A 25,235-nucleotide genomic window follows, 5' to 3' on the forward strand; every position below is an offset into this window, starting at 1 on the left:
TATAAAAGTGAAGTAGCTAAACTCCTTAAAATTAGTTAAAATTTAAAGTATTTTATAGCGAAAATCGTTTCGCAGCTTCACGTTCTAATTCTTCTCTAAAGTTAGGATGAGCAATAGAAATTAATGCTTTTGCACGTTGTTTTAAACTTTTACCAAATAAATTAACCACACCATATTCTGTAGCTACATAATGTACATGTGCTCTAGTAGTGGTTACACCAGCTCCTTCTTTTAAAAATGGAGTAATTTTTGAAATTCCTCTAGGTGTCATAGAAGGCATAGCAATAATAGCTTTTCCTTCTTTAGATAAAGATGCTCCACGGATAAAATCCATTTGACCTCCCACACCAGAGTATTGATACTTACCAATAGTATCTGCACAAACTTGTCCTGTTAAATCAATTTCAATAGCACTATTTATTGCTGTAACTTTTGGATTTAGCTTTATAAGTGATGTATCATTTGTATAACCAGCTTCTTTAAAATGAACTAACGGATTATCATCAATAAAATCATATAATTTCTGTGAACCCACTGCAAAACAAGTAACTATTTTACCCGTTTTAATTTCTTTCTCTTCACCAGTAATAATTCCCTTTTCTACTAAAGGAAGAATACCATCAGAAAACATTTCGGTATGAATTCCTAATCGTTTGTGATTGGTTAGATTATGTAATACAGCATTTGGAATGTTACCAATTCCCATTTGTAAAGTAGCACCATCATCAATTAATTCAGCAACATGTTTTCCTATTTGAGACTCTATTTCAGAAGGAGTTCCTGTAATAGATTCATGAATAGGATCATTAGTTTCAACAGCAAAATCGATATTTTTAATGTGAATGATTCCGTCTCCGTGTGTTCTTGGTACATTCGGATTTATCTGAGCAACTACCATTTTAGCAGTTTGTATTGCTGGTAGTGTAATATCTACCGAAGTTCCTAAAGAGCAGTATCCGTGTTTATCGGGAGGAGAAACTTGAATAAAAGCTACATCTAGCGGATAAATTCCTCTTCTAAATAACCAGTGGATTTCACTTAAAAAAATAGGAACATAATCACCATTGTTAGTATTGACACCTTTTCTAACATTATTTCCAACAAAGCAGCTAATTAGCTTAAAAGAATTAGAATAAGGTTGTTCTAAATATTTTGCTTCACCATGTGTATGAATTTGAATAATTTCTACATTTTGTAAATCTTCATAACGTTCACATAAATTATCAATTAATACATTCGGAGTCATTGCAGCTCCTTGAAAGAAAATTTTATCGTTAGATTTTACAATTGATACCGCTTCTTGTGGCGATACAATTTTTAAATCGTTTATCATTACTTCTTTGTTTATAATTTTATACAAAGGTCTTGTGTTACCTAAAGGTATTAAATGATAATAGTCATAAAACTAAATTTTCTTATGACTTAAAAGTTCTTGAAGTAAATATTAAAGCTCCAAAAAGAAGAGTAACATAAAAAATCTAGTTTAATAGATTTTTAACTCTAGTAATTATATTTTCTACATCTTCTTGAAAATCAAACCAAAGAATATTTTTATCTTTTCTAAACCAAGTTCCTTGGCGTTTAGCAAATCTTCGGGTATTTTTTTTGATTTCTGAAACAGCAAATTCTTTAGTGAAATTACCATCGAAGTATTCAAATAATTCTCTGTATCCTACCGTTTGTAAGGCGTTTAAGTTTTTGTGTGGATAAACTGTTTTAGCTTCTTCTAACAAACCGTTTTCCATCATAATATCTACACGACGATTAATACGATCGTACATAATTTCTCTGTCGGCAGTTAATCCAATTTTTATAGACTTAAAGTTTCGTGGAGTTTTTGGTTTATTTTTATAAGAAGAATAGGTGTTTCCAGTGCCAATACAGATTTCCAAAGCTCTTATTAAGCGATGAGGATTATCAATTGCAATAGTGTTATAACTTTCTATGTCTAACTCTTTTAGTTTTTGTTGAAGAGATTCAATTCCTTTTTCTTCTAATTCATCGGTAAGTTGAACTCTAACTTCAGAATCAACATCTGGAAAATAATCTAATCCTTTTAAAACCGCATCTACATACAAACCACTTCCACCCACCATAATCTGAATAGGATTCTTTTGAAACAACTCATCTAATTTGGCTAAAGCATCTTTTTCAAATTGACCGACAGAGTAATCTTCAAAAATACTTCTGTCTTGAATAAAATGATGTGGAGCTGCTGCTAATTCATCGGCATCTGGAACAGCAGTACCAATTGTAGTTTCTTTATAAAACTGACGAGAATCACAAGAAATAATGTCACAGCCAAAATGTTGTGCTAATTTAATACTAAGTGCAGTTTTACCTATGGCAGTTGCACCAACAATTGTAATAAGCGTATTTTCTTGAGACATTAATTTAGTTTTGTTCCGCAATTATAGCAAAATTCTGCGTCATCTTTATGTCCGTCATGCAAACAATTCGGACAAGATTGTGTATTTGTATCTATGGCAGTTTTTGTCATTTCAGAAGTAACAATACCCGTTGGAACAGCGATGATACCGTAACCCAAAATCATGATAATACTTGCTACAAATTGACCAAATGGAGTATGAGGTGCAATATCACCATAACCAACAGTAGTTAAGGTTACAATTGCCCAATATACACTTCTAGGAATACTTGTAAAACCATTATCTCCGCCTTCAATTAAGTACATTACGGTACCTAAAATAACACACAAAATGAGTACGAAGAATAAGAAAACTGCAATTTTGGCTTTACTAGCTTTTAATGCTTTTATGAAATTGTTAGACTCACCTATGAAACGGGCTAATTTTAAAATTCTAAATATACGTAATAAACGTAAAGCCCTTAAAGCGACTAAACTGTGAGTTCCTGTAAAGATTATTGCTAAGTACTTTGGAAGGGTAGATAGTAAATCTATGACTCCATAAAAACTAAAAATATATTTTTGTGGTTTTTTAATTGATACGATTCGTGCAAAATATTCAATAGTGAAGAGAATGGTAATTATCCATTCTGAAATATCTAAAAAAGAGTCATATTTTTCATGAATAGAATCAACACTTTCTAACATTACCAAAACAATACTTGCTACAATGGCAATAAGTAATATAATATCGAAAAATTTACCAGCAGGTGTATCAGCTTCATAAATAATTTCATGAAGTTTTTCTTTCCAATCTTTTGATGATGTTTGTGATTTCAAAACAGTAATTTTACGTAATAGCAAATATAAAAGAACTCAAATTAACTAATTGGAATGAGTTTCTACCTCTAAACGTATTATTTTTCCTACCTTATTTTTATCAAGATAATTTTTTATAATAGTTTTAGCTAGCTTTTTATTTTCTACGTTAGTAAGCATAGGTTTTAATATTGATAAATGATTTTCTTGATAAGCCAAATTGGTATAAGCGTAACCAACTACTTCATTATTTTCTATTAAAATAACGGCATTTTCTTCGGGAATTCTTCCTTTATCAATAATTAAAAAGTTATTGTGATTAAAGTTCTTGTCAGTAATTTTTCTTTTACGAATTAAATTGTATTTAGGTTTTAAAATTTCTAGTTCTAAATAGTATTTAAGTCTAGTGAAAAGTGTATTTCCAGTTTCCTCGAAAGTAATAGAATGCACTTTCTTCTGTACTTTTTCTCCTCGTTTTGTAGATTTTAAAAAGAGTTTGTTAACCTCTTGTTTTATATTTTTACCTCTTCCTAAAAAGATAATATTACCATTTTCATTATGAACATAAAAAAGTCCTTCTTTTTCAGGCAAACTATCTAATAATTTAAGCTGTCTTTGTTTAACTTCTCTTTGATCAGAATATTTAATAGAGTGCTTAATAATCTCTTTATCGGTATCTTTTTCTAAAAGTAATTTGAATAATTGAACCGTAGCCAACGCATCACCATTTGCTCTATGGCGATCTGAAACAGGAATGCCCAAAAAACGACATAATTTTCCTAAGCTATGTGATGGAGCTTCTGGTATTAAATCTTTACTTAATTGAACTGTACACAAAGAATCTCTCTTATAATCATAGCCTAAACGTCGGAATTCAGTGGTTAAAATCCTTGTATCAAAAGAAGCATTGTGAGCAACAATTACGCATTCTTGAGTAATTTCAATAATTCGTTTTGCTACTTCATAAAATTTAGGAGCATTACGTAGCATTTTATTGTTAATACCTGTTAGTTTAACAACAAAATCTTGTATTTCTCGTTCAGGGTTTATGAGTGATATAAATTGATCTACAACAGTATGACCGTCAAATTTATATATTGCAATTTCTGTAATTCCCTCTTCGTTATACTTCCCCCCGGTAGTTTCTATATCTAAAATAGCGTACAATTCTTTTCCTTTTTTTGGTTAGCTGTTACAGGTAAAATTAAGCAATATAATTTCGAACTCCAAAAATAGAACTTCCTATTCTAACCATATTACTTCCTAATGAGATTGCTAGCGGATAATCACCACTCATTCCCATTGATAAAGTTGTGAGTTTTGGGTATTTTTCCTGAATCTTTTTTTGAAAATCGTTTAAAGAAGAAAATTCTTCTGTAAGTTGATCTTTATCGTGCGTAAAAGTAGCCATTCCCATTAAGCCTACAATAGCAATATTCTTAAACTCTTTTAATTCTTCGGAAGCTAAAATAGTTTCAATTTCAGAAAAACTAAGACCAAATTTAGAATCTTCTTTTGCAATTTTAGCTTGTAATAAACAATTAATTACTCGGTTGTGTTTTTTTGCTTGTTTATCTATTTCTTTTAAGGTTTTAAAACTATCTACTCCATGAATTAAACTTACAAAATGAGCCATGTACTTTACTTTATTACGCTGTAAATGCCCAATCATATGCCACTCAATATCTTTTGGTAAAGCATCGTATTTACTTACCATTTCTTGAATTTTATTCTCACCAAATACTCGTTGACCAGCATCGTACGCCTCTTGAATATCGGCAATTGGTTTGGTTTTAGAAACAGCCACTAATGTTACATTTTGTGGTATAGTATCCTTTATTTTTTGTAAGTTTTCTTTTATCATTATAAGAATTCGTAAATAGTTAAAGCACTTCTTAATTTAGGTTCGATATACGTAGTTTTTGGTGGCATTATTAAACCAGCATCAACAATTTTTTTAATTTCTTGAATAGAAGTAGCCTGCATTCCGAAAGAAACTTTAAAATCTCCACTATCTACCTTGGTTTTTAGCTCTAATCCATCAGATTTATCTTGAGAATACATAATTTTTGAAGCATTTCTAATATCTTCAATACCTAGAATAGGTTTTAAGACGGTACGGTATAAAATTTCAGAATCTAATTCGCTTAAAGTGTCTGAGAAATTGTAGACAGATTTACGTAAGTATAAGGCATAAAATTCACCATTTAAATACATACTAAAATGATGTTTCTCTTTAGGTTTATATAGTTCTTGACCTCGATTTTCTATTCTAAAATAGGTGTCTAATTCTATTAAAAATTCATCAGGGCTTAATCCATTTAAGTCTTTTATAAATCGATTGAATTCATAAATACTCAACTGACTTTCTGGTAATAAATAACTCATAAAGAAGTTATAATCTTCTTTTCCTGTATGGTTTGGATTGTCTTTTGCTAAATTTTGAGCCAATAAGCACGAAGATGTTGAGCGATGATGCCCATCAGCAATATATAAAGTATCAATATTTCCGAAGGCTTTAGTTATGGTTTCTAAATCTTCATCTTCAGTAATTGTCCAAAGTAAATGTAGATCTTTATCTGTAGTCGAAAACTCGTATTCTGGTCTTGAACTTTTATACTTTTCAATAATACTCTCAATTGTAGTATTATCAGGATACGTTAATAAAACAGGTTCTGCGTTAAAACCAGTATTCTTCAAATAGTTTTCAAATAAAAGCTCTCGAGTTCTTAATGTACTTTCGTGTTTTTTTATAACATCATTATGGTAATCTTCTACTGATGTAGCGGCAATAATTCCGCAGAAAGTATGTGTTGGAGTTGTTTTTTGATAAATGTAAAAAGAAGGAGCTTCGTCTTGTAAAAAGATATTATCTTCTTTAAATTCTAAATAACGATTGTGTACCAATTTAAAGCGCTGTTCACCTGTAATATCTTGCTTATGATATTTATAACCAGGGTTTATTACGTGTAAAAAAGAATACGGATTGAATGCCAACTTAGCATTTAACATTTCTTGCGTATAAATTTCGTACGATTTAGAAGAAACAAGAGCAGCCTTGTCTCTTGGAGCTCTTACCGCTTTAAATGGTTTTACAATTGCCATCTATATATTATTCGTTTAATAAATTAATGATTTGCTCTGCTAGTTCGTTACCAACTTTCTCTTTACTTTCTTTTGTTGAAGTACCAATGTTTGGTGATAAAGAAAGCTCAGGATTCATTAATAACTGAATTTCTGGAGTAGGTTGATTTTCAAAAACATCCAATCCAGCAAACTGAACTTTTCCACTTTCAATAGCACTTATTAAAGCAACTTCATTTAATGCCGAATGTGTTGTGTTAACAAGTCCAACACCATTTTTCATTGCTTCAATTTCATTGGCGTCAATTACATAACCTTCTTCTAATTTTGTATGAATTGAAATAAAATCGGCAGTTTCTAATAACTCATTAAAAGGTTTTATATCTAAAGCAATATCTATTGCTTGACCATTATAAAATGAAATGGTAATAAATTGTTCAGTAATTTCAGTATCAAAAGCAATTACATTCATTCCAATTCCTAAACCAATTTTAGCAACTTCAATACTAGCATCGTTAATTCCAATTAATCCTAAGGTTTTTCCTCTTAGCTCAATACCATTTGCAAATTGCTTTTTTAAGGAGTTAAAACTTAAATCTCCTTCTAAAGGCATTTCTCTATTCGATTGATGTAAATGACGAGTCATACCAAAAAGATGTGCAAAAACTAATTCGGCAATAGCAACTGAAGAAGCTTCAGAAGTTTTTATGACATGAATTCCGTTTTGCTCTGCGTAATCAACATCAATATTATCGGTGTTAGAACCAGAGGTTCCAATTAGCTTAATGCTCTGACATTCGTCAATTAAATCTGCTGAAATCTCGGTATTATTTCCTATTAAAATTGCATCAATTGAATTTTCATTGATGAAATTTTCTAATTGATTTTGAGCAACCTTGGTTACTAAAACCTCAAAACCTGCATTTTCTAGAGTGCTTTTTCCGCTCTCAGATATTCCTTCGTTTGCTAATATTTTCATTTTTATACATATGCGTCATTTCGTGAGAAGAGAAGCTGTCTAAACAGAAGATTACTTCACTTTGTTCGTAATGACGAGTTAAATAATTATGCTTTTCTTTCTAATTCTTTCATCACATCTACTAAAGCTTGTACAGAGTAGAGTGTAAGTGCGTTATACATACTTGCTCTATAACCTCCAACGCTTCTGTGGCCGCTTAATCCGTTGATATTTGCTTCTTTCCACATAGTGTCAAACTGAGTTTGTAACTCAGGGTTTATCAACGTGAAAGTTGCATTCATTTTACTTCGATCTTCTTTTGCAGCAACACCCTTAAATAACGGATTTCTATCTATCTCATCATATAAAAGAGCAGCTTTTTGATTGTTTACTTTTTCAATAAACTCTATACCTCCTAAATCTTTTAACCATTCAAGTGTTAACATGGAAGTGTACACCGCAAAAACAGGAGGTGTATTGAACATACTGTCTTTATCTATAAAAACTTGATAGTTTAACATTGATGGTATTTGACGTTCTACTTTTCCTAAAATATCTTCTTTTACTACCACTAAAGTTGTACCTGCTGGTCCCATATTTTTTTGTGCTCCAGCATAAATCAAATCAAATTTTGAAAAATCTAATTGACGTGAGAAAATATCAGAACTCATATCACATACTAAAGGAACTTCGGTTTCTGGAAATTCCATCATTTGAGTTCCGTAGATAGTATTGTTACTGGTGCAGTGAAAATAATCTGCATCAGAAGGTATTTCGTAATTCTTAGGTATGTAGTTAAAGTTTTTGTCTTTAGAAGAAGCCACTTCTATCAATTCACCAAAAAGTTTTGCTTCTTTTATGGCTTTTGTACTCCAAGTTCCTGTATTTAAATATGCCGCTTTTTTATTTAAAAGATTATAAGCAGTCATTAAAAACTGAGTGCTAGCACCACCTTGTAAAAATAATGCATGATAGCCTTTGTTTTGCAATCCTAAAAGCTCTAAAACTAAACTACGAGCGTTTTCAATTACATCTACAAAAGGCTGACTTCTATGTGATATTTCTATTAAAGAAAGATTATCGTTGTTAAAGTTTATAATAGCTTCAGAAGCTTTTTGCAAAACTTCTTCTGGCAAAATACAAGGTCCTGCACTAAAATTATGTTTTTTCATAGTTGTGTTGTTGTCGTTTTATATAGTTGCAAGAAATTCTATAGTGTTCACTCCATCTGCATAATCCCATAAATTAGGATGCTGTGTTTGTCCGAACTTAATTTCGTTTGGTAAGAAGTTGTTGGCTACGATACATTGAATATTATCTCTTTCTTCGTATAATTTGATTTTTAAATCATCATCATTATCATAATACTCATAGAAAACAGTAGCGATAGGAGAAGCATAACTTTCATCTTCTTTAATCATTAAAAACCCGTTTTCTAACATATCAAATTCGCTCATTAAATATACCGCCTTGTTATAATCGTAGTTATTGGCATATTTTACATTGTTTATAATTTCTTTTTGGGTAAACATACCTTTAAAGAAATCATCAAAATTATAACCTTTTGGAACAAATAACTTTGAAACCGAGCGACAACCTAAACCAAAATAACGGAATACATCTTCACTTAAATTATCAAAATCAGTTGAAGTTTCGTTTCCTGTTAAAACTGCTACAGAATTTCTGTTTTTACGAATAATACTAGGTTTATCTTTAAAATAATATTCAAAATAACGAGCGGTATTGTTACTTCCAGTGGCAATAACAGCATCAAAATCGGTTAATTTTCCTTCTGTAAACTGAATTTTACCTTTAAAATCAGGTTCAACATATTCTAAATATTTAGCTAAAAAAGGAAGTAAATGTTTATCGTTAGATGATTGTTTTACCAAAACAGAATGCCCTGCAATTAAAACCGATAAAAAATCATGAAATCCAACTAGCGGAATATTTCCTGCCATAATAATAGCAACTTGTTTTGGTGTTGTTGAAAAAGAAGTTGTTTCTAACCATTTATCAAGTTGCTCAATAGTTAAAGCTTTAGACCAATTTTCGGTAGCAAACAATAAATTTTCTTCAGTAAACCAACTGTTATTTTCTTTAGCAAGTTTTAATTGATGCTTAAATCCTCCGAAGAATAAATCGTTAAATTCAATATCCTTTTTCTCAGTAATTCCTTGTTGAGAAAACTGGCTTAAAAAATCACCTAATTTGCTAAACGCTTTTACACGTTTTTGTATTGTTTCCATTTATTTTGGTTCTAAATTATTTTGGCTTTATTTTTGCAACTGCAAAGGTACAAAACTGAAAAAATACTATGGCAATAATTATTACAGATGAATGTATAAATTGTGGAGCATGTGAACCAGAATGCCCAAATACAGCAATATATGAAGGTGCAGAAGATTGGCGTTATGCTGATGGTACTGATTTAGAAGGGAATATTGTATTGCCAAACGGAAATAAAGCAAATGCTGATGAAGAGCAAGAGCCTATTTCTGACGAGATATATTATATTGTAGCAGATAAATGTACAGAGTGTAAAGGTTTCCATGAAGAGCCACAATGTGCTGCTGTATGTCCGGTAGATTGTTGTGTTCCTGATGAAGATAATGTAGAAACTGAAGACGAGCTTTTAGCTAAACAAAGCTTTATGCACAACGAATAACAGTATACAAGACTTATTTAAGCGATAAAGAAGACAAAAATTCCGAAGTAATTTCGGAATTTTTTATTTTTAAAAGATATATATTTGCACCGCTAAAATCAAGACTAAAAACTTGTATTTTATATTTAAAAATCTTAAGAAATCATGAAAGCTGGAATTGTAGGATTACCAAATGTTGGAAAATCGACTTTATTTAACTGTTTGTCGAATGCAAAAGCACAGAGTGCTAATTTCCCTTTTTGTACTATTGAACCTAATTTAGGAGTGGTAAATGTACCAGATGCTAGGTTAGAAAAATTAGAAGAATTAGTAGATCCTGAAAAGGTGATTCCTGCTACAGTAGAGATTGTAGATATTGCAGGTTTAGTTCGTGGAGCAAGTAAAGGAGAAGGTTTAGGAAATCAATTCTTAGCTAACATTAGAGAAACTGATGCAATTTTACATGTATTACGTTGTTTTGATAACGATAATATTGTACACGTAGATGGTTCAGTAGATCCAATTCGTGATAAAGAAACGATTGATATCGAGTTACAGTTAAAAGATTTAGAAGCTGTAGAAAAGCGATTAGAAAAGGTAAAAAGAGCTGCTAAAACTGGTAATAAAGAAGCACAAGCTGAATTAGCTTTATTAGAAAAAGTTCAAGAAGTTTTATTAGAAGGTAAATCTGTTAGAACTATTGAGTTTACTGAAAAAGAAGAAGAGTTAGTAAAATCAATGCAGTTTATTACAGCAAAGCCTGTGTTATATGTTTGTAATGTTGATGAATCTTCTGCTAAAGATGGTAACGCTTATGTAGAAAAAGTACGTGAAGCTGTTAAAGATGAAGAAGCTGAAATTATTGTATTAGCAGTAGGAACTGAAGCTGATATTGCTGAATTAGAAGATTACGAAGAGCGTCAAATGTTCTTAACTGATATTGGATTAGAAGAACCTGGAGTTTCTAGATTAATTCGTTCAGCATATAAATTATTAGATTTACAAACGTATTTTACTGCTGGTGTAAAAGAAGTAAGAGCTTGGACTATTCCGGTTGGTTCTACTGCACCACAAGCTGCAGGAGTTATTCATACTGATTTCGAAAAAGGATTTATTCGTGCTGAAACGATTAGTTATGCCGACTATGTTGAATACGGAAGTGAAGCTAAAGTTAAAGAAGCTGGTAAAGTAAGAGTAGAAGGTAAGGAGTACGTAGTAGCAGATGGAGATGTAATGCATTTTAGATTTAACGTATAAATCTTAAAAAGATATAAATAAAAAAAGGAGAGTTTTAAAACTCTCCTTTTTTTATTTAATTATTTCTTAGCACTTAAGAAAGAGAAATTATAACTCAACCCAAAGTTTAGCATTGTACTACTTAAACTACCACCTCTTGCTTTAACGTAACCTAAACCTCCTCGTAAGTTAAGATTTTCGGTTAGCTTATAATTTAAACCTACACTAGGTTTTATAATTAAACCTTGTCCTGTACTAATTCCGCCACCACCAGCTGCACCTCCTAAAAGTTGCGCAAAAGCATTTACTTTATTATTCAAAAAAGAATTTGTTTGAACTCCTAAACCAACAATTCCTTCAGCATAAGCGCCAGCATCACCAAAGTTTGCAAATGAAGTTTGACCAGTTGCATAAATATATTTGTTTAAGAATAGATTAACTTGTAACGATATTTGATGCATGTTTTGTTCAATATTAGTATCTCTAGCTGCGTTTAAATACACATCTTGCTTTAAGATAACATCTATTCCTTTGAATTTTCCACTAGAAAAAGAACGATTATCAGATTTAATTCCATCTTTATCTACGTAGTATTTTAGTCCAATTCCGAAGGTAGAAGAAACAAAATGAGAATCTGGGCTCATTAAATAACCTTTGTTAACTGAAGCGTATACATTATCGAATAATTTTTGTTCAAGGGAAATATCAGGATAAATTAAAAATCCTCCTTTGGTATCTACGCCGCCGCCGCCGCCAGCACCAACACCAAATTTTGCTTGAATGTTTGTTCGGTTTTTGTTCATAGATAAATGATATCCACCACCTAAAAGAATATCCATATAACCAGCTTTAATTCCGTGGTAAGCACCATCAGCTTTTACGAAGAAAAAGAATTCATCTGTAATAAATGAGTTCAATTCAAAACCTGCAAGCCTTATAGTTCTTCCTTTATAAGAGCCTTTGGTGACATCTAAATTATTTAAATGAACCATTAAAGACATTCTGTCTGAACTTTTATTCCAATCAGATTTTTGTAATTCATCAAATGAAAATTCTTGTTCTCTTTTAGAAAAAGAAGAAGTTTCGAAATTTAAAGGAACTTGAACAGCTACATTAATTTGACTACCTTTTATGTTTCCTTTATCGAAAAAGTTTATATAACTATAACCTGCTGTAAGTTTAAAGTAATCGAAATCGTACCCTAAATTAACATGAGGTAATATAAATGCTCCACCACCATCGGGAGCACCTGCACCACCACCCCCACCGAAATGAAATCCGATATCGGTAAATAATTTTTTAGTAATATTTTTTTGAATACCGGCATTTACACCTAAAGTGAAAAAACCACCTCGAATGCCTCCAACAGCACCATAAAAACCAACACCTGCATAACTCCAGTTGTTTAATTTTAAGTTGTAATGCAATCCAGTGAAATCCATATTTACTTCACCATTAGGCATCTTAATAGAAAGAAAATCTAACTGCCCAAAACCAAATTGTGTTTGTTTTTGAGGTGCTTCTTGTTGACTGTATAAAAAATAAACACTCATTGTTAAACTTAACAAGAGTGTTTTTTTAATGATGTTTTTAAACATTAATTAATTTTTAGTGATGTATTTTTTGTCTTTTACCATTCACGTAAGAAGCAACAAAAGCATCTTTAAATCCAACTTTTCTTAATTCGTTACGTAAATATTTAGCTTCATTTAATGTTGAAAATAAACCTAATGAATATTTAAAATATCCATCAGCAGAAGCAATGTTCCCTGGAATAAACTTTTTTGAAATTAAAGGATATTTTCTATTAGAAAAAACACCAACTTGTACTGAATATATAGTATTTCCTTTTGTGTTGTTATTTAATTCATTTACCGTTTCATTAATATTAGCAGTATTTAATTTAGAGTTATTTTGAGATTTCTTAACTCTAGATTGTGCTTTTTTTACACTGTCTAATACACGTTTTGCTTCCTTAGCTTTAACGGCAGCAATATCTACTTTAGGTTTCTTTAGCATTTCTAAACCATTACCACCATTAGAATAAAAATAACCAACAGCAGTTAAGGCTAAACCTAACAATGCTCCAATAAATATAGATACTCTTTTTAGTCTGCTTTTATCATCAATTACTTGTTGTAATTCATTTTCTGCTTCTTCTCTTTTTAATTTGGCATTGTCTAAATCTTGCTGCATTAATGAGAATTTTTCCTCTTCTATAAATGGCATATTCTTAGTTTTTTGATTTTAGTTGATTTAAATTGCTGACTAAAATACAATTTTTTTTTATTTAGACTTTTTCAACAGTAATGACTACTGTTTTTGATGCTGGTGTATGACTAATTCTCGCTTTACTTTTTATAGGAACTAAGACATTAGCTTCAGGAAAATAACTAGCTGTACATTGTTTAGGAATACTATACGGTAAAGCTAAAAACCCTTTAGCAACTCGTTTTTCTCCTTCGAAATGGCTGATTAAATCTACTTTATCTAGCTTGTTAATTCCTTGTTGTTTCATATCGTCAGGATTCATAAAAATAACTCTACGCTCGTTTAAAACTCCTCTGTAACGATCGTCTAAACCATAAATAGTGGTGTTGTATTGATCGTGAGTACGAATGGTCATTAACATAAACTGATTTTCTTTAAGTTGAATATCAGAAGGTTTGTTAATAGTAAAGTTTGCTTTTCCTGTAGCAGTTGGAGAGAAGTCGTTTGCTCTTGCATTGTTTGGTAAATAAAATCCTCCTTTTTTACGAATTCTTTCGTTATATTTATCGAAACCAGGAATGGTGTTTTCAATTTTATTACGAATTAAATCATAGTTAGTTGTTAATTCACTCCAATTTACTTTAGAATTTTTTAAAGTAGCTTCAGCAATTCCAGCTACGATAGCGGGTTCACTTAATAATTCATTAGATAAAGGAGTTAAATGACCACTAGATTTATGTACAACTCCCATAGAGTTTTCTACAGAAACAAATTGTTCTCCAGAATTCTGATAATCTTTTTCTGATCGTCCTAAACAAGGAAGAATTAAAGCTTGTTTGCCATGAACGACATGACTACGATTTAATTTTGTTGAAACATGAAGAGTTAAATCACAGTTTCGTAATGCTTCAGCAGTGTATTCAGTATCTGGTGTAGCAGAAATAAAATTACCTCCCATACCAATAAAAACTTTAGCTTTTCTTGCATGCATAGCTTCAATGGCTGCCACTACATCATACCCATGTTTACGTGGAGCTTCAAAAGAGAATTCTTTTTCTAAGTTTTGTAAGAAAGCTTCTTTGGGTTTTTCCCAAATTCCCATGGTTCTGTCTCCTTGAACATTTGAATGCCCGCGAACAGGGCAGGTACCAGCTCCTTTTTTACCAATACTTCCTTTTAAAAGAAGTAGATTAACCACTTCTCTAATATTATCAACTGCATTTTTATGTTGCGTTAATCCCATTGCCCAACAAATAATAATCTTTTTGCTAGAGGCAATTAATTCAGCAGCTTCTTCAATTTCTGATAAGCTTAAACCTGTTTGAGGTAACAAGTCTTCAATTGTATATGAATTTAAATCGTCAATAAGTTCGTTAAAGCCATGAGTTTTTTCTTCAATAAATTTTAAATCGAATACTGTACCTGGGTTTTTATTTTCTTTTTCGAGCAATAACTTCATTATAATTTTTAATAAAGCTACATCTCCATTAATTTTTACTTGTAGAAATATATCGGTTAATTTTTGACCAGAACCAATCCATTTTAACGGATTTTGAGGATCATTATAACGCATTAATCCAACTTCGGGTAATGGATTTACAGTAATAATTTTACCTCCATGTTTTTTAGTATCACTTAAAGCTGTTAACATTCGTGGATGATTTGTTCCTGGATTTTGCCCCATAACAATGACTAAATCGGCATGATTAAAATCGTCTAAAGTAACAGATCCTTTACCAATTCCTAGTGTTTCTGATAAGCCTGAGCCACTAGATTCATGACACATGTTAGAACAATCTGGTAAGTTGTTAGTTCCGAATTGTCTTACAAAAAGTTGATATAAATAAGCAGCTTCATTACTTGTTCTTCCAGAAGTATAAAAAATAGCTTCATCTGGAGAGTCTAATTTATTTAATTCAGTACCAATTAAATTAAAAGCATCTTCCCACGAGATTTCTTCATAATTATCAGAGCCTTCTCGTAAAATCATCGGATGTGTAATTCGTCCGCTTTTACCAATTTCATAGTCTGACCATTCTGACATTTCTTGAACTGAATGTGTTGCAAAAAACATAGGAGAAACTCTATTTTTTGTAGCTTCTTCTGCAACAGCTTTTGCACCATTTTCGCAATATTCTGCTAAAAATGCTCTTTTCTCGTCTGGATCTGGCCACGCACAGCCTGGGCAATCAAACCCTTCTTTTTGGTTTAGTTTAGCCAATAAACCTACACCTTTTGCCATACCTACTTCATTTGCAATATGTGTTAAGGCAGATTTTATGGCTTTTACACCAACTGCAGATTTTGGTACTTCGGTTAATTGTATTCCTGTTAATTTTTCAGGAGGTTGTGCATGTGGTTTTTTATCACTCATAATATATATGTTGAGGATTTGCGTAAATGGTCATTTTTTGTTCTCTACTGAATCCGATTAAACAAATACCGAATTCTTTAGCGTAATCTACTGCTAAGCTAGAACATGCTGATACTGCTACAATAATAGGGATTTTTGCAAAAAAAGCTTTACTTACTATCTCGTACGAAACTCTACCACTAACTAAAATAATATTTGCGTTTTGTAAAGTGTTTACTGTTAGTAAATTACCTACCGATTTATCAACTGCATTGTGCCTGCCAATATCTTCTTTTATGGTAAGTAAGTTAAGGTATTTATCGAAAATTGCAGCTGCGTGACTTCCTCCAGATTGGTTGAATAGAGCTTGTTTTGATTTCATTTTTGAAAACATTTCTCGAATTTGAGCTTGAGAAAACTTGTTTTTATTCTCTAAAGAATCCCCAGATAATTCAATATCGTCGAGTTTATGTTTTCCACAAATTCCGCAGGAAGAAACAGATAGTAAAGTTCTTTTGTTTAAATACCCTTTTCCTAAATTATTACTAGGAATTGTAACGTTTATAATTGAAGAATGGTCTTTTTTCTTTTCAACTACAGTAAAGTTTAAAGCGTCTTTTTTCTTATAAATATCTTCAGCATATAAAAGTCCTCTAATTAAATCAAAATCATTACCAGGAGTTCTCATTACTACGGTATAAGCTTCTTGGTTAATATTGATTTGTAATGGAGCTTCGATAACAAGAGCATCAGATATTTTCTGTTTCTTGTTATCTGTAATTTTTAAACTTTCGTAGCTGTTGGTTTGCATAGCGCTATGAGACTTTAGACAAACTTACAAAATAAAGGCTAAGTATTTTTTGATATAAATCACAAAAGCCTCGAAATTTCGAGGCTTTTATATACGTTTTACTTTCCCCTAATTAAGTAAAACGCACATTCCAAGGGACTTTAGAATATATTGCTACAACGTAACTATTTTAAAGTTATTGTGATATTATGATTATTTAACACAAATAATTATAATATGCTCATTATTTAGGTTGGTTGTGAAGAATAAATAGGTGTTTCCACCATCTTTAATTTTTGTTTTTTTTCGAATTTCTGCTACCGAAATAGGAAAGTTTCGTGTAGTAATATTAGCTTTTAAACTTGGAAGATGTTTTTTAAGCTCCTTTTTATTGAAAGGAGTTACTTGCTGAATAGTAAAAGTTCTTCCAGGAAAATCAACTACTTCATTTGAGGTGTATAAATGAGAATGCTGATGTAATTTAGCTATATTTAATTGTTCCGATACTTCATGAAACCCACCAGATTTTAAAATAGCAGCATTGGGTTCGTATAAATATTGTAATGGATTTGAATATGTTGAAGAAGCTTGTGATTCTAAATTAAAACTAAACTTTTCAGTTTTATGCTTAGTTAAGTTGACTGCTTTAACTTGTACAGCGTCAACATAATCTTTTTCTAAAATGAAAAGGAGTTCTTTTACTTCGTTTTGAACTGCTATAACTTGAATTTCTTTAACAAAATTTAGTTCATTAATGGTACTCGTAATATCTAAAATAGGGGAGTTTTTAATGAGAATATTATTGGTTTTTGAAAAGAGTAAATCAATATTTTTAGGAACATTTGGCAAACAATCATCTAATAAAAAGACTTTTCCTTTAATGTCATTTCTTCTTGATGGATCTATATAAATCCAATCATATTTTTCATTGTTTTCTTTTAAGAATTCAATACCATTTGTAGCTATGGTTTCAATGTTATTAGCGTTTAATTGTTGGTAGTTATGTTTCACTATTTTAGACAAGTCTTCGTTTATTTCACAATGAATTACTTGTTTAAAAGTTTGAGAAAATGCATAACAATCTACTCCAAAACCACCAGTGAGATCAATAATTGTATTTCCTTTGATTAGAGAAGCTTTATAATTAGCCGTAATTTCTGAAGAAGTTTGTTCGATGCTTAACTTAGGTGGATAATAAATATTCTCAGTTTGAAACCAACTAGGTAATTTTCCTTCAGACTTTCTTTTTGCTAATATTTGATTTGCTAATTCTTGTACAGCAATATTTTTAAACGGACTCCCTTTTAAAATCAGCTTTTCAATAGTGTTTTTTAAATTAGAATTGATAAAGTTCTGTATTTCAGTATTTAAAATAGAATCGTTCAAAAGCCTAGGTTTTATAGGGGTTTTACTCTTAATAGAATAAAGCAAAAATACTGATATTTTAACAAGAATCCTTCTTGTAGTTAGCGTTATTTTTACTACGTTTGCCGCCCCTTAATTTAAATTTTAACTTAAATATTTATGAAGAGAAGTATTTTAATGATTGCTATGTTAATAGCATCAGTAAGTGCAAGTGCGCAATTTTATGTATCGGCTAGTGGAGGATATTCTTTTCCAGCTGCAGATGTTAAGTTCGGAACAGAAACTACTACAAGTGGAGTAGAAAATACTTATGGAAGTTACGGAGAAGGATTACATACTCAATTAAGAGCTGGATATTTTTTCAATGAAAAATGGGGTGTAGAACTTGCTGGAGGTTATTTACACGGTTCTGACCAAACATCTTTATTGTTAGACGTTCCAAATCAACCTTACGTAAATGTAAAAGCAAGAGGTAGAGCTTATGGTTTATCTGCTTCTGTTATTTATAATATTGATAAAAACTTTTACGGACGTGCAGGTTTTTTAACTAAAGTTGGAGGAAGAACAGAGGTTGTAGGAAAAGTAAATGCTACTTTACCAGCTAATTTATTTAATCCTGCTGCTCCTGCTGGATTAACAACAGATTTAACAATGGATTTAACAAGAGATTTTAGAGGTAAGTTTCCTTTAGGGTTTATTGGAGCTATTGGTTATAAGCATAAAATTAATGAAAGCTTATCGTTATTTGCAGAAGTTGAGTACATGGGAATTAGTGTAACTAGAGACAAATCTACTATAGGAGATTTTAAAGCTACTTTAGGAGGAAATAATGTTACTCGTGAGCAATTATTACAAATGGCAGCTAATACTCCAGCATTACAAAATGGTACTTTTGGAAGTATTTTACCATTAATTAATGATGAAATTACTTATGTTGATAATTTAACGCCTACTGAATATGCAGAGACGCAATCAAATCCGTTAGCAAGAAAGCAATTAACACAAAATGTACCTTATTCTTCTGTAGGATTTAATATTGGTATTACTTATACTTTTGGAAAATAATTTTCAAAAAACTAACAAATAAAAAAGAGTGATTGTTAAATCACTCTTTTTTGTTTTAATTATACCCTTTTACGTCTCCCATACTTAAGTTACCGCCATTACCAAATTTATGGTTTTTTGGTAATAGTGTACTGCTTTCAGTAGTTATCCAATCTTCCCAAGTAGCTGGAACTCCATCCATTTTCATGCTTGGAACATACATTTTATAACTTTTCGGAATATTATTTTCGTCTAAAATCCATAGATAAGAATCTCCAGGAGTTGTACCTCCAACAGTATATTTAACCAATAAAGCATCTTTACCATCAACTTTCTTTAGTGACCTGATAATTCCTCTTTCAAATAATTTATGAGGAGCTACTAACCAAAAGCTATCATTATTGAATAACTTTTCTGCTCTTTCAACAATTTTAGTATCTGTCTTTTCTTGTAATTTATCGTTAAAGTAAACAGTGCTTTTATCTAAGTTATTAGGATATAAGTTTACTCGAATAGTATCCCAAGAAACATCAGCAATATGTGCTTTTTTATCCCATTTATAAGAGCGTCTTCCGCCAAAACTCCATTCTAAATAGCGAGTGTTTTTATAAGCTTCATGATTAATAGCTTTTAGAATGCTATTAGCAAGTAAATCTGCTTTTGTATTCATAGCTTTTACATCACCCATATCAATTTCTAAACCGAATAATGGAATTGTATGTTGTGTTGGTAATTGAATACCTGTTTCTGTTTTTTTCCAGTGATTCCAAGTAGCTTCAATTCCTCCGATAGGAATAATTTTTGTCCACATTTTATAAGAAACGGGTTTGTAATTATCGTCTAAAATCCACAAATATGAGTCACCTGGAGTTGTTCCGCCTGAGGTATAAGTAATTAATAAAGCATCTTTATTATTATGTTTTACAATACGTCTTTCGGTTCCAGGATCAAAAACTTTGTAAGGAGCCACTAACCAAAAAGAGTCATTATTAAAGTAATCTTGTGCTTGTTTGAAAATTTTAGGTTCAGGATTTTTTACAATTGTTGAATCTGAGTTTTGCACAAAATTTCTTTCTGGATTATTTAAGTGCAAATGTACTTTTTTATCGTCCCATTTAACAATAACGATGTTTTCTCTTTTAATCCATCTATAATGATGTTCGTTTCTAAAAGACCATTCTAGTATTTCTGTATTTTTGTAATCTTCGTAATTTAAAGCTGAAAGCATTTTATTTGCCAATTCATCAGCTTCAGTTCCTTGTTTTCCTGTTGGAAGTTTTTCGTTATTGATAAAGTAAAAAATGGCAACTCCAATAATTAGAATTAGTAATAGAAAACCTAAGAACTTTAAAACTTTTTTCATGTTTAATTTTTGAGTAGTTTAATTATTGATTTATCAACTGCTGAATTCCTTTAGCGAGCTCATTGGCTGCTTTTGGATGATTTCTAAACCACAATTCTGGTTCAATGAGTTCTAATTCAGCCAAGGCTAATTTACCATTATTATCAATAAAAGCATCGACACGAGCATAAATAGGGATTTCATCACAGGCTTTAACAGTGTTTTCTGCAAAATCAATTTCTGACTGAGTAGGAGTATAGTCATGAACGGAACCACCAAAATCATCTTGAACTCTAAAATCTCCTTCTTTAGCAATTTTAAGTATTGCATGAGTAAATTTCCCGTTCATAACCATAAATGAGATTTCGCCTTTACTCACAATATTGTATTGAAAAGGTTGTAAAATCATAGCTTCATTAGCTATTAATTCAGAAAAAACAGCTTCATGTTCTTCAATAGTAGCTGAACTGATTTTATAAGTATGTCTTGCGCCACCAGAAATACATGGTTTTAAAACAAAGTTTGATAGTTTATGTAATCCAGCCAATTCTTTAAGAGTTCGAGTTTCTTCTTTTTCTACAAAATACGATTCACAGATATGAACTCCATTTTTTTGTAAGTCTAATAAATAATGTTTGTCAATATTCCAACGAATGATTTCTTCAGAATTTAAAAGTTTAGTTAGTTTAGAAACTTTATTTAACCAATTTGAAAACTCAGGAAAACGAACTGCATAATCCCAAGTAGTTCTAAACAAAATGGTTTTTGTAGAAGACCAATCGAAATTTGGATTATCCCATGATAATCGGATTACTTTTAATCCTAAATTCTCTAAAGCAATTTTTACATAATTATCCTCCTGAATGGCATTCTGTATTAGTTTATCCCCTTCCGTAAGATTCAGATAATTTTTATCAGTAAGAATAACAACATCAAAAAGTTTCACAGTCAATATTATTTAGTAGTTACAATTGGTTTATGTGTAATGGTAAAATTACAAGAATTTGCGATAAAACACATTTCGTTGGCCTTTTTATGTAGTTCAATAGCTTTTTCAATATTTTCTGTTTTTCTGATAAGAATTTCAGGATTTAAAGTTACTGATGAAAATTTACCACTTCCGTTTTTATCTTCATTCATAACACCTTCTGGTTTGTCTAGATAACTAACTACATTAATTTTGTTTACTGTACATAAATGTAAATACCAGAGCATATGACAAGAAGAAAGTGAGGGTAATAACAGTTCTTCTGGATTATAACGAGTATTATCTCCTAAAAAAGCTGGATCAGAAGAAGCTTCAATGATAGCTTTGTTTTCAGTTTTTATAGTATGATTTCTACTGTAAACATCGTATTTAGAAGTGTCATTTCCTAAATTCCCTGTCCATTCAATAGTAGCTTTATAATGATGTTGTTTCATGTTTTGTTTAAGAATTTATTTTGATAGATAATTTTCTAAGAAATAATATTGATTGTTTTATTATTTGTAAAGTTGATTAAACTTTTCTTGAGTTAATACATATTTATTTACTTGTTGGTAAAAATTGATTCGACCAGGACTAGTTTTGTATGTTTTTACAAAATCAAACCCAGCTTTCGGTAGTGTTTTGTTAGGTGCTGGATTTAATGCATACGGTTCACAAAATAAATTTTCTAGCTTAAAATTATTAAAGAAAAAAGGCAATGATTTTTTTACAAGTTGTACACCCAAACCCTTTTTCCTTTTTGTAGAATCCCACATTTGTAAATGCATGTAAGCTGATTTGTTAAAAACTAACTTATTAATATTACAATGCCCAATAGGTTTGTTGTTTAATTCCCAGATAGTATAGTAGAGCTGTTTTTCTTTATAGTTTTTTATAACTTCAGCATGAATTTTCACATACCATTCTTCTTTACTTAAGAATTTACTTTTTGAAGCTCCCATTCCTCTGATAAATTCTTCAGAACTATCATGAAAATAATCAACTATAAAATTGATGTCTTCAACAAGCATTTCTCTTACAGAAATATTTTCCATTAACTTTTGTTTTGATGATAGTATTCTAAAATATGATTTGGTATATTCATTTTTTCAGGTTTTCCTTTATCTGCGATTGGATATTCTGCTATTTGCTTTACAGGAATTACTCCTGCCCAAATAGGCAATTCATAATCTTCTGGTTCATCATTTACACCTTCAGCTCTAACTTTAGCTGAAGCAGTTTCAATAGTAAATTCTACAACCAATGTTCTGTCTAATTCTTTTTGATGCATTGGTCGTAAAGAATCCCAGTGATTTGGAATCATTTGGTTTACAATTAGCTCTAAAATATCTGATTTTTCGTTATCGTCATCAATCTTTTGTAAGCTTCCAAATAGTGTTGCAGATCGATAATTTACTGAATGATGCAATCCTGAACGAGCAATTACCAATCCGTCTAAATGCATTACAGTAATAGAAGTTTTTTTGCTTTGTAAAATAGCCAATAACATTCTGTTGGCTGTAGAACCATGCAAGTAAATTTTGTCATCTTTTCTTGCATATGCCATAGGAATTGAAATTGGATTCCCTTCATAAATATAACCAACGTAGCAAAGAAAACCTGCATCTAAAATTTCGTTGATTTTTTCTATATCATAAACAGCTCTATTTTGCCCTCTTTTTACCCTGTTGAGTTTAGATTTTGTATATTCTTTCATATTAATTTATTTAAAGATTAGCTAATAGGTTTAGAATGAATGTAGTTTTCGAATGCTTTTCCATTTACCCAAAAAGTATAGTCGCCAACTTTTTTAAAATCTTGTTTTTCGTAAAACTTAATTGCTTTGTAGTTTTTTATATATACAGTGAGCCATATTTGATTGAACTTTAGTTCTTTGGCTTTATCTAAAACGGTATTGTATAATTGATAGCCAACTTTTTTACCCAAGAATTCATTTAGTACATATATTCTTTCTAGTCTACAAATGTTTTGATCAGAAATACTATCGTTGTCAGCATTTAAAACCAATTTAGCGTATCCTACAGGAAAATTATTTAAATACGCAATCCAATAGATATTTTCTTTCTTATAAAGCTCTTCTGTAGTTCTTTGAATTGAAAAAGCTTCGTTATTATAGTTATATAAATCTTCAGCATTATTTATAAAATGACCGTGAGATTCTGAGTAGGTAACTCTACCTAAAAGCGCTAAAATTTCTACATCTTTATGAGTTGCTATTTTAATCTTAATCATTGTTAGTCGTTTTAATGAGTAAATTTTGTGAGTTATTTCTTTTTCCAGTTTTGTAATTCAATTAAATTACCTTCAGGGTCTCTTACATAAATAAAAGTGATTTCTCCAACACCTTTTACTTCTCTTTTGGTTATTTCACCTAGTCTTTTACCTTCGTTCAACTCTATGTTTTTAAGAGTTTCTTCAATATTATCAACTTCAAATGCAATGTGCCCAAAACCTCTTTTATTAGGCATTATGAATTCTTGATTTTCAATATGTTCATATTGATAAATTTCAAGCGTAGGTCCGTTTTCTCCATGTCCTGGAAGCAAAAGGTGAGTACCTTGTAAAGCAGCATTTTTTAAACCAGTTCCTTTTTCAAGCCATTCTCCAGATTGTTTTCTAATAGGAGGAATTACTACACAATTGAAAACTTTTATATAAAAGTCTGTTAGTTTTTTCCAATCTGTACTTACAATATTTGTGTGAGCGTACCTCATTAATATATAGATTAAATTTTATCAAGTTTAGAGACTGTTAATTCATTTTTAGTATTTCCAGTATTTAGAGTAGAAGCTGGTTCGAATAATAATATACTAACTTCTTCTGGAGCATAAGGTTTATGTTGAACTCCTTTAGGAATGATGACAAATTCACCTGAATTTAATTCTAAAGTTTTACCTTCTAGTTCAATAAATAATTTACCATCTATAACGTAAAATAATTCGTCTTCTAAATCGTGTTTGTGCATCACAAATTCACCTTTAAATTTTGCTACTTTGACAAACTGATTGTTAAGCTCTCCAACAATTTTGGGTGTCCAGTATTCGTTAAAAGTACTTAGCTTAGATTGCAAATTTATTTTTTCAATTTCTCCCATTTTCATATGTATTTATAATCTATAAATTTTCTTAGTTTCTTTGATTTGTTGTTCTTTAGTTATTTTAGGGAAAAGAATATTCTTTTAATCTTTGATTTGAAGAACTATTACTATTCTCAAAAAATCATCTTTTTACTGGTTCTATATTTTTAAATTGATTTGAGTTGGTTTTTACCTTTTCTAAATCTTTCGGCTTAAAAATTCGTTGTGTTGATGCAGGATATTTCTCAATCATTATTGAAGGTCGAATAGGGCGTTCTACAAAATTTCCTGAACAACTTGGACATACGTTTTCAAAAATTTCTAAAGCACACGATTTACAGTAAGTGCACTCAAAAGAGCAAATCATTGCTTCGGTTGAAATGTTGGGTAAATCTTTACCACAATGTTCACAATTTGGTCTAATTTCTAACATTATAAGTAGCGTTCTTTGATAATATTTATATGCCATAAACTATGACCAAGCAGTATATAGGCACAAGCTCTTGCTGAAATATTGGTATTACTTGCAATTCCCATATTTGATAAATGTTTCTGCGGAATACTCGCAATTACATTCAAAGAGTATTTACGAGTGATCGAAAATTCAGTTAATAACTCTTCTAAAGACTTACTATTTGCTTCTGAAGGCTCTATATAATCGTTTTGTTCAAATCCCATTAAAGGAGATTGATCGTTTCTTGCAATTCTAAAGAAACGGTATATAAAAATACGCTCTGTGTCAATTAAGTGTTGTAAGATTTCTTTAATTGTCCATTTTCCTTCAGCATAACTAAAAAGTAATTTGTCTTTTGAGATTGAAGAGAAAAAGTCAATCACAAATTTTTCATCGTTTTCGAATCCAGAAACCAATTCTGTTGAACTCTCAACTAAATCAATATAATTGGCGTAGTACTCGTTGTATTCGTTTGATTGTAGGTTTTTTTTTATCATGTT

27 protein-coding genes are annotated in these 25,235 nt (G+C 30.7%); 3 read left to right on the top strand and 24 right to left on the bottom strand.

The annotated features are described in order from the left end of the window. Window positions 1-52: 52 nt before the first annotated feature. From WH52_RS00495 to WH52_RS00535, 9 genes are all read right to left on the bottom strand, one after another. Window positions 53-1,333 carry an acetyl-CoA hydrolase/transferase family protein gene (locus tag WH52_RS00495; protein WP_086028965.1) on the bottom strand — a complete coding sequence of 427 codons (1,281 nt, stop codon included), beginning with the start codon at window positions 1,331-1,333 and terminating at the stop codon, window positions 53-55. Window positions 1,334-1,478: 145 nt separating this feature from the next. After that, complete coding sequence (gene miaA / locus WH52_RS00500; protein WP_086028966.1) at window positions 1,479-2,390, bottom strand: tRNA (adenosine(37)-N6)-dimethylallyltransferase MiaA; 912 nt, start codon at window positions 2,388-2,390, stop codon at window positions 1,479-1,481. Then, window positions 2,390-3,208, bottom strand: coding sequence for an ion transporter (locus WH52_RS00505; RefSeq protein WP_086028967.1), 819 nt, complete (start codon window positions 3,206-3,208; stop codon window positions 2,390-2,392). The genes miaA and WH52_RS00505 overlap by 1 nt, the downstream gene beginning before the upstream one ends. Window positions 3,209-3,253: 45 nt before the next feature. Further along, the gene (locus tag WH52_RS00510) at window positions 3,254-4,354 is read right to left on the bottom strand and encodes a 3'-5' exonuclease (RefSeq protein WP_086028968.1); all 1,101 of its coding nucleotides are present in this window, start codon (window positions 4,352-4,354) and stop codon (window positions 3,254-3,256) included. Window positions 4,355-4,391: 37 nt separating this feature from the next. Further along, complete coding sequence (locus WH52_RS00515) at window positions 4,392-5,051, bottom strand: YggS family pyridoxal phosphate-dependent enzyme (protein WP_198938342.1); 660 nt, start codon at window positions 5,049-5,051, stop codon at window positions 4,392-4,394. Continuing rightward, entirely contained in the window at window positions 5,051-6,292 is a 1,242-nt protein-coding gene (locus tag WH52_RS00520; RefSeq protein ID WP_086028970.1) for a DUF1015 domain-containing protein, read from the bottom strand. The genes WH52_RS00515 and WH52_RS00520 overlap by 1 nt, the downstream gene beginning before the upstream one ends. A gap of 7 nt (window positions 6,293-6,299) precedes the next feature. Continuing rightward, window positions 6,300-7,250 carry an NAD(P)-dependent oxidoreductase gene (locus WH52_RS00525; RefSeq protein ID WP_086028971.1) on the bottom strand — a complete coding sequence of 317 codons (951 nt, stop codon included), beginning with the start codon at window positions 7,248-7,250 and terminating at the stop codon, window positions 6,300-6,302. A gap of 86 nt (window positions 7,251-7,336) precedes the next feature. Continuing rightward, on the bottom strand, window positions 7,337-8,401 hold the full coding sequence (gene serC, locus WH52_RS00530; protein WP_086028972.1) for a 3-phosphoserine/phosphohydroxythreonine transaminase: 1,065 nt from the start codon (window positions 8,399-8,401) through the stop codon (window positions 7,337-7,339). An 18-nt stretch (window positions 8,402-8,419) separates the two neighbouring features. Further along, on the bottom strand, window positions 8,420-9,478 hold the full coding sequence (locus WH52_RS00535; protein WP_086028973.1) for an acyl-CoA reductase: 1,059 nt from the start codon (window positions 9,476-9,478) through the stop codon (window positions 8,420-8,422). 68 nt (window positions 9,479-9,546) lie between these two features. Here WH52_RS00535 and WH52_RS00540 point away from each other — a divergent pair, with 68 nt between their 5' ends. Further along, window positions 9,547-9,897: a 4Fe-4S dicluster domain-containing protein gene (locus WH52_RS00540; RefSeq protein ID WP_086028974.1), complete on the top strand. Its 351-nt coding sequence runs from the start codon at window positions 9,547-9,549 to the stop codon at window positions 9,895-9,897. 144 nt (window positions 9,898-10,041) lie between these two features. Next, a complete protein-coding gene (gene ychF, locus WH52_RS00545) occupies window positions 10,042-11,133 on the top strand; it encodes a redox-regulated ATPase YchF (protein ID WP_086028975.1) in 1,092 nt (363 codons plus the stop codon). 59 nt (window positions 11,134-11,192) lie between these two features. Here the strand turns inward: ychF and WH52_RS00550 are convergent, their stop codons facing one another. The 5 genes from WH52_RS00550 to WH52_RS00570 form a co-directional block, all read right to left on the bottom strand. Continuing rightward, window positions 11,193-12,665, bottom strand: a complete 1,473-nt coding sequence (locus tag WH52_RS00550; protein ID WP_233131487.1) for a hypothetical protein — start codon at window positions 12,663-12,665, stop codon at window positions 11,193-11,195. A gap of 55 nt (window positions 12,666-12,720) precedes the next feature. Next, window positions 12,721-13,341 (bottom strand): SPOR domain-containing protein, encoded by a 621-nt coding sequence (locus WH52_RS00555; protein WP_086028976.1) that lies wholly within the window; start codon window positions 13,339-13,341, stop codon window positions 12,721-12,723. Window positions 13,342-13,402: 61 nt separating this feature from the next. Then, window positions 13,403-15,697, bottom strand: coding sequence for an FdhF/YdeP family oxidoreductase (locus tag WH52_RS00560; RefSeq protein ID WP_086028977.1), 2,295 nt, complete (start codon window positions 15,695-15,697; stop codon window positions 13,403-13,405). Beyond that, on the bottom strand, window positions 15,690-16,487 hold the full coding sequence (gene fdhD / locus WH52_RS00565) for a formate dehydrogenase accessory sulfurtransferase FdhD (RefSeq protein WP_086028978.1): 798 nt from the start codon (window positions 16,485-16,487) through the stop codon (window positions 15,690-15,692). The genes WH52_RS00560 and fdhD overlap by 8 nt, the downstream gene beginning before the upstream one ends. Before the next feature lie 192 nt (window positions 16,488-16,679). Next, entirely contained in the window at window positions 16,680-17,852 is a 1,173-nt protein-coding gene (locus tag WH52_RS00570) for a class I SAM-dependent methyltransferase (protein WP_086028979.1), read from the bottom strand. A gap of 138 nt (window positions 17,853-17,990) precedes the next feature. Between WH52_RS00570 and WH52_RS00575 the strand changes: the two genes are divergently transcribed. Then, entirely contained in the window at window positions 17,991-18,896 is a 906-nt protein-coding gene (locus WH52_RS00575) for an outer membrane beta-barrel protein (protein WP_086028980.1), read from the top strand. A 55-nt stretch (window positions 18,897-18,951) separates the two neighbouring features. Here WH52_RS00575 and WH52_RS00580 read toward each other — a convergent pair whose 3' ends face one another. From WH52_RS00580 to WH52_RS00625, 10 genes are all read right to left on the bottom strand, one after another. Further along, a complete protein-coding gene (locus tag WH52_RS00580; RefSeq protein ID WP_086028981.1) occupies window positions 18,952-20,238 on the bottom strand; it encodes a hypothetical protein in 1,287 nt (428 codons plus the stop codon). Between the two features lie 22 nt (window positions 20,239-20,260). After that, the gene (locus tag WH52_RS00585) at window positions 20,261-21,163 is read right to left on the bottom strand and encodes an ATP-grasp domain-containing protein (RefSeq protein WP_086029384.1); all 903 of its coding nucleotides are present in this window, start codon (window positions 21,161-21,163) and stop codon (window positions 20,261-20,263) included. Between the two features lie 8 nt (window positions 21,164-21,171). After that, window positions 21,172-21,639, bottom strand: a complete 468-nt coding sequence (locus WH52_RS00590; RefSeq protein WP_086028982.1) for an OsmC family protein — start codon at window positions 21,637-21,639, stop codon at window positions 21,172-21,174. Window positions 21,640-21,699: 60 nt separating this feature from the next. Continuing rightward, window positions 21,700-22,239 (bottom strand): GNAT family N-acetyltransferase, encoded by a 540-nt coding sequence (locus WH52_RS00595; protein WP_086028983.1) that lies wholly within the window; start codon window positions 22,237-22,239, stop codon window positions 21,700-21,702. Further along, entirely contained in the window at window positions 22,239-22,901 is a 663-nt protein-coding gene (locus tag WH52_RS00600) for a pyridoxamine 5'-phosphate oxidase family protein (RefSeq protein WP_086028984.1), read from the bottom strand. Before WH52_RS00600 ends, WH52_RS00595 begins: the two co-directional genes overlap by 1 nt. A gap of 17 nt (window positions 22,902-22,918) precedes the next feature. Next, window positions 22,919-23,437: a GNAT family N-acetyltransferase gene (locus WH52_RS00605; protein WP_086028985.1), complete on the bottom strand. Its 519-nt coding sequence runs from the start codon at window positions 23,435-23,437 to the stop codon at window positions 22,919-22,921. Between the two features lie 32 nt (window positions 23,438-23,469). Next, complete coding sequence (locus WH52_RS00610; protein ID WP_086028986.1) at window positions 23,470-23,919, bottom strand: VOC family protein; 450 nt, start codon at window positions 23,917-23,919, stop codon at window positions 23,470-23,472. Between the two features lie 11 nt (window positions 23,920-23,930). Then, window positions 23,931-24,299 carry a cupin domain-containing protein gene (locus WH52_RS00615; protein ID WP_198938343.1) on the bottom strand — a complete coding sequence of 123 codons (369 nt, stop codon included), beginning with the start codon at window positions 24,297-24,299 and terminating at the stop codon, window positions 23,931-23,933. A gap of 124 nt (window positions 24,300-24,423) precedes the next feature. Then, window positions 24,424-24,714, bottom strand: coding sequence for a DUF1272 domain-containing protein (locus tag WH52_RS00620; protein ID WP_086028987.1), 291 nt, complete (start codon window positions 24,712-24,714; stop codon window positions 24,424-24,426). Further along, window positions 24,714-25,232 (bottom strand): DinB family protein, encoded by a 519-nt coding sequence (locus WH52_RS00625; RefSeq protein ID WP_086028988.1) that lies wholly within the window; start codon window positions 25,230-25,232, stop codon window positions 24,714-24,716. Before WH52_RS00625 ends, WH52_RS00620 begins: the two co-directional genes overlap by 1 nt. Window positions 25,233-25,235: the final 3 nt, after the last annotated feature.

It is taken from the genome of Tenacibaculum holothuriorum (assembly GCF_002120225.1).
In the GTDB taxonomy this organism is placed as follows: Bacteria; Bacteroidota; Bacteroidia; order Flavobacteriales; family Flavobacteriaceae; genus Polaribacter; species Polaribacter holothuriorum.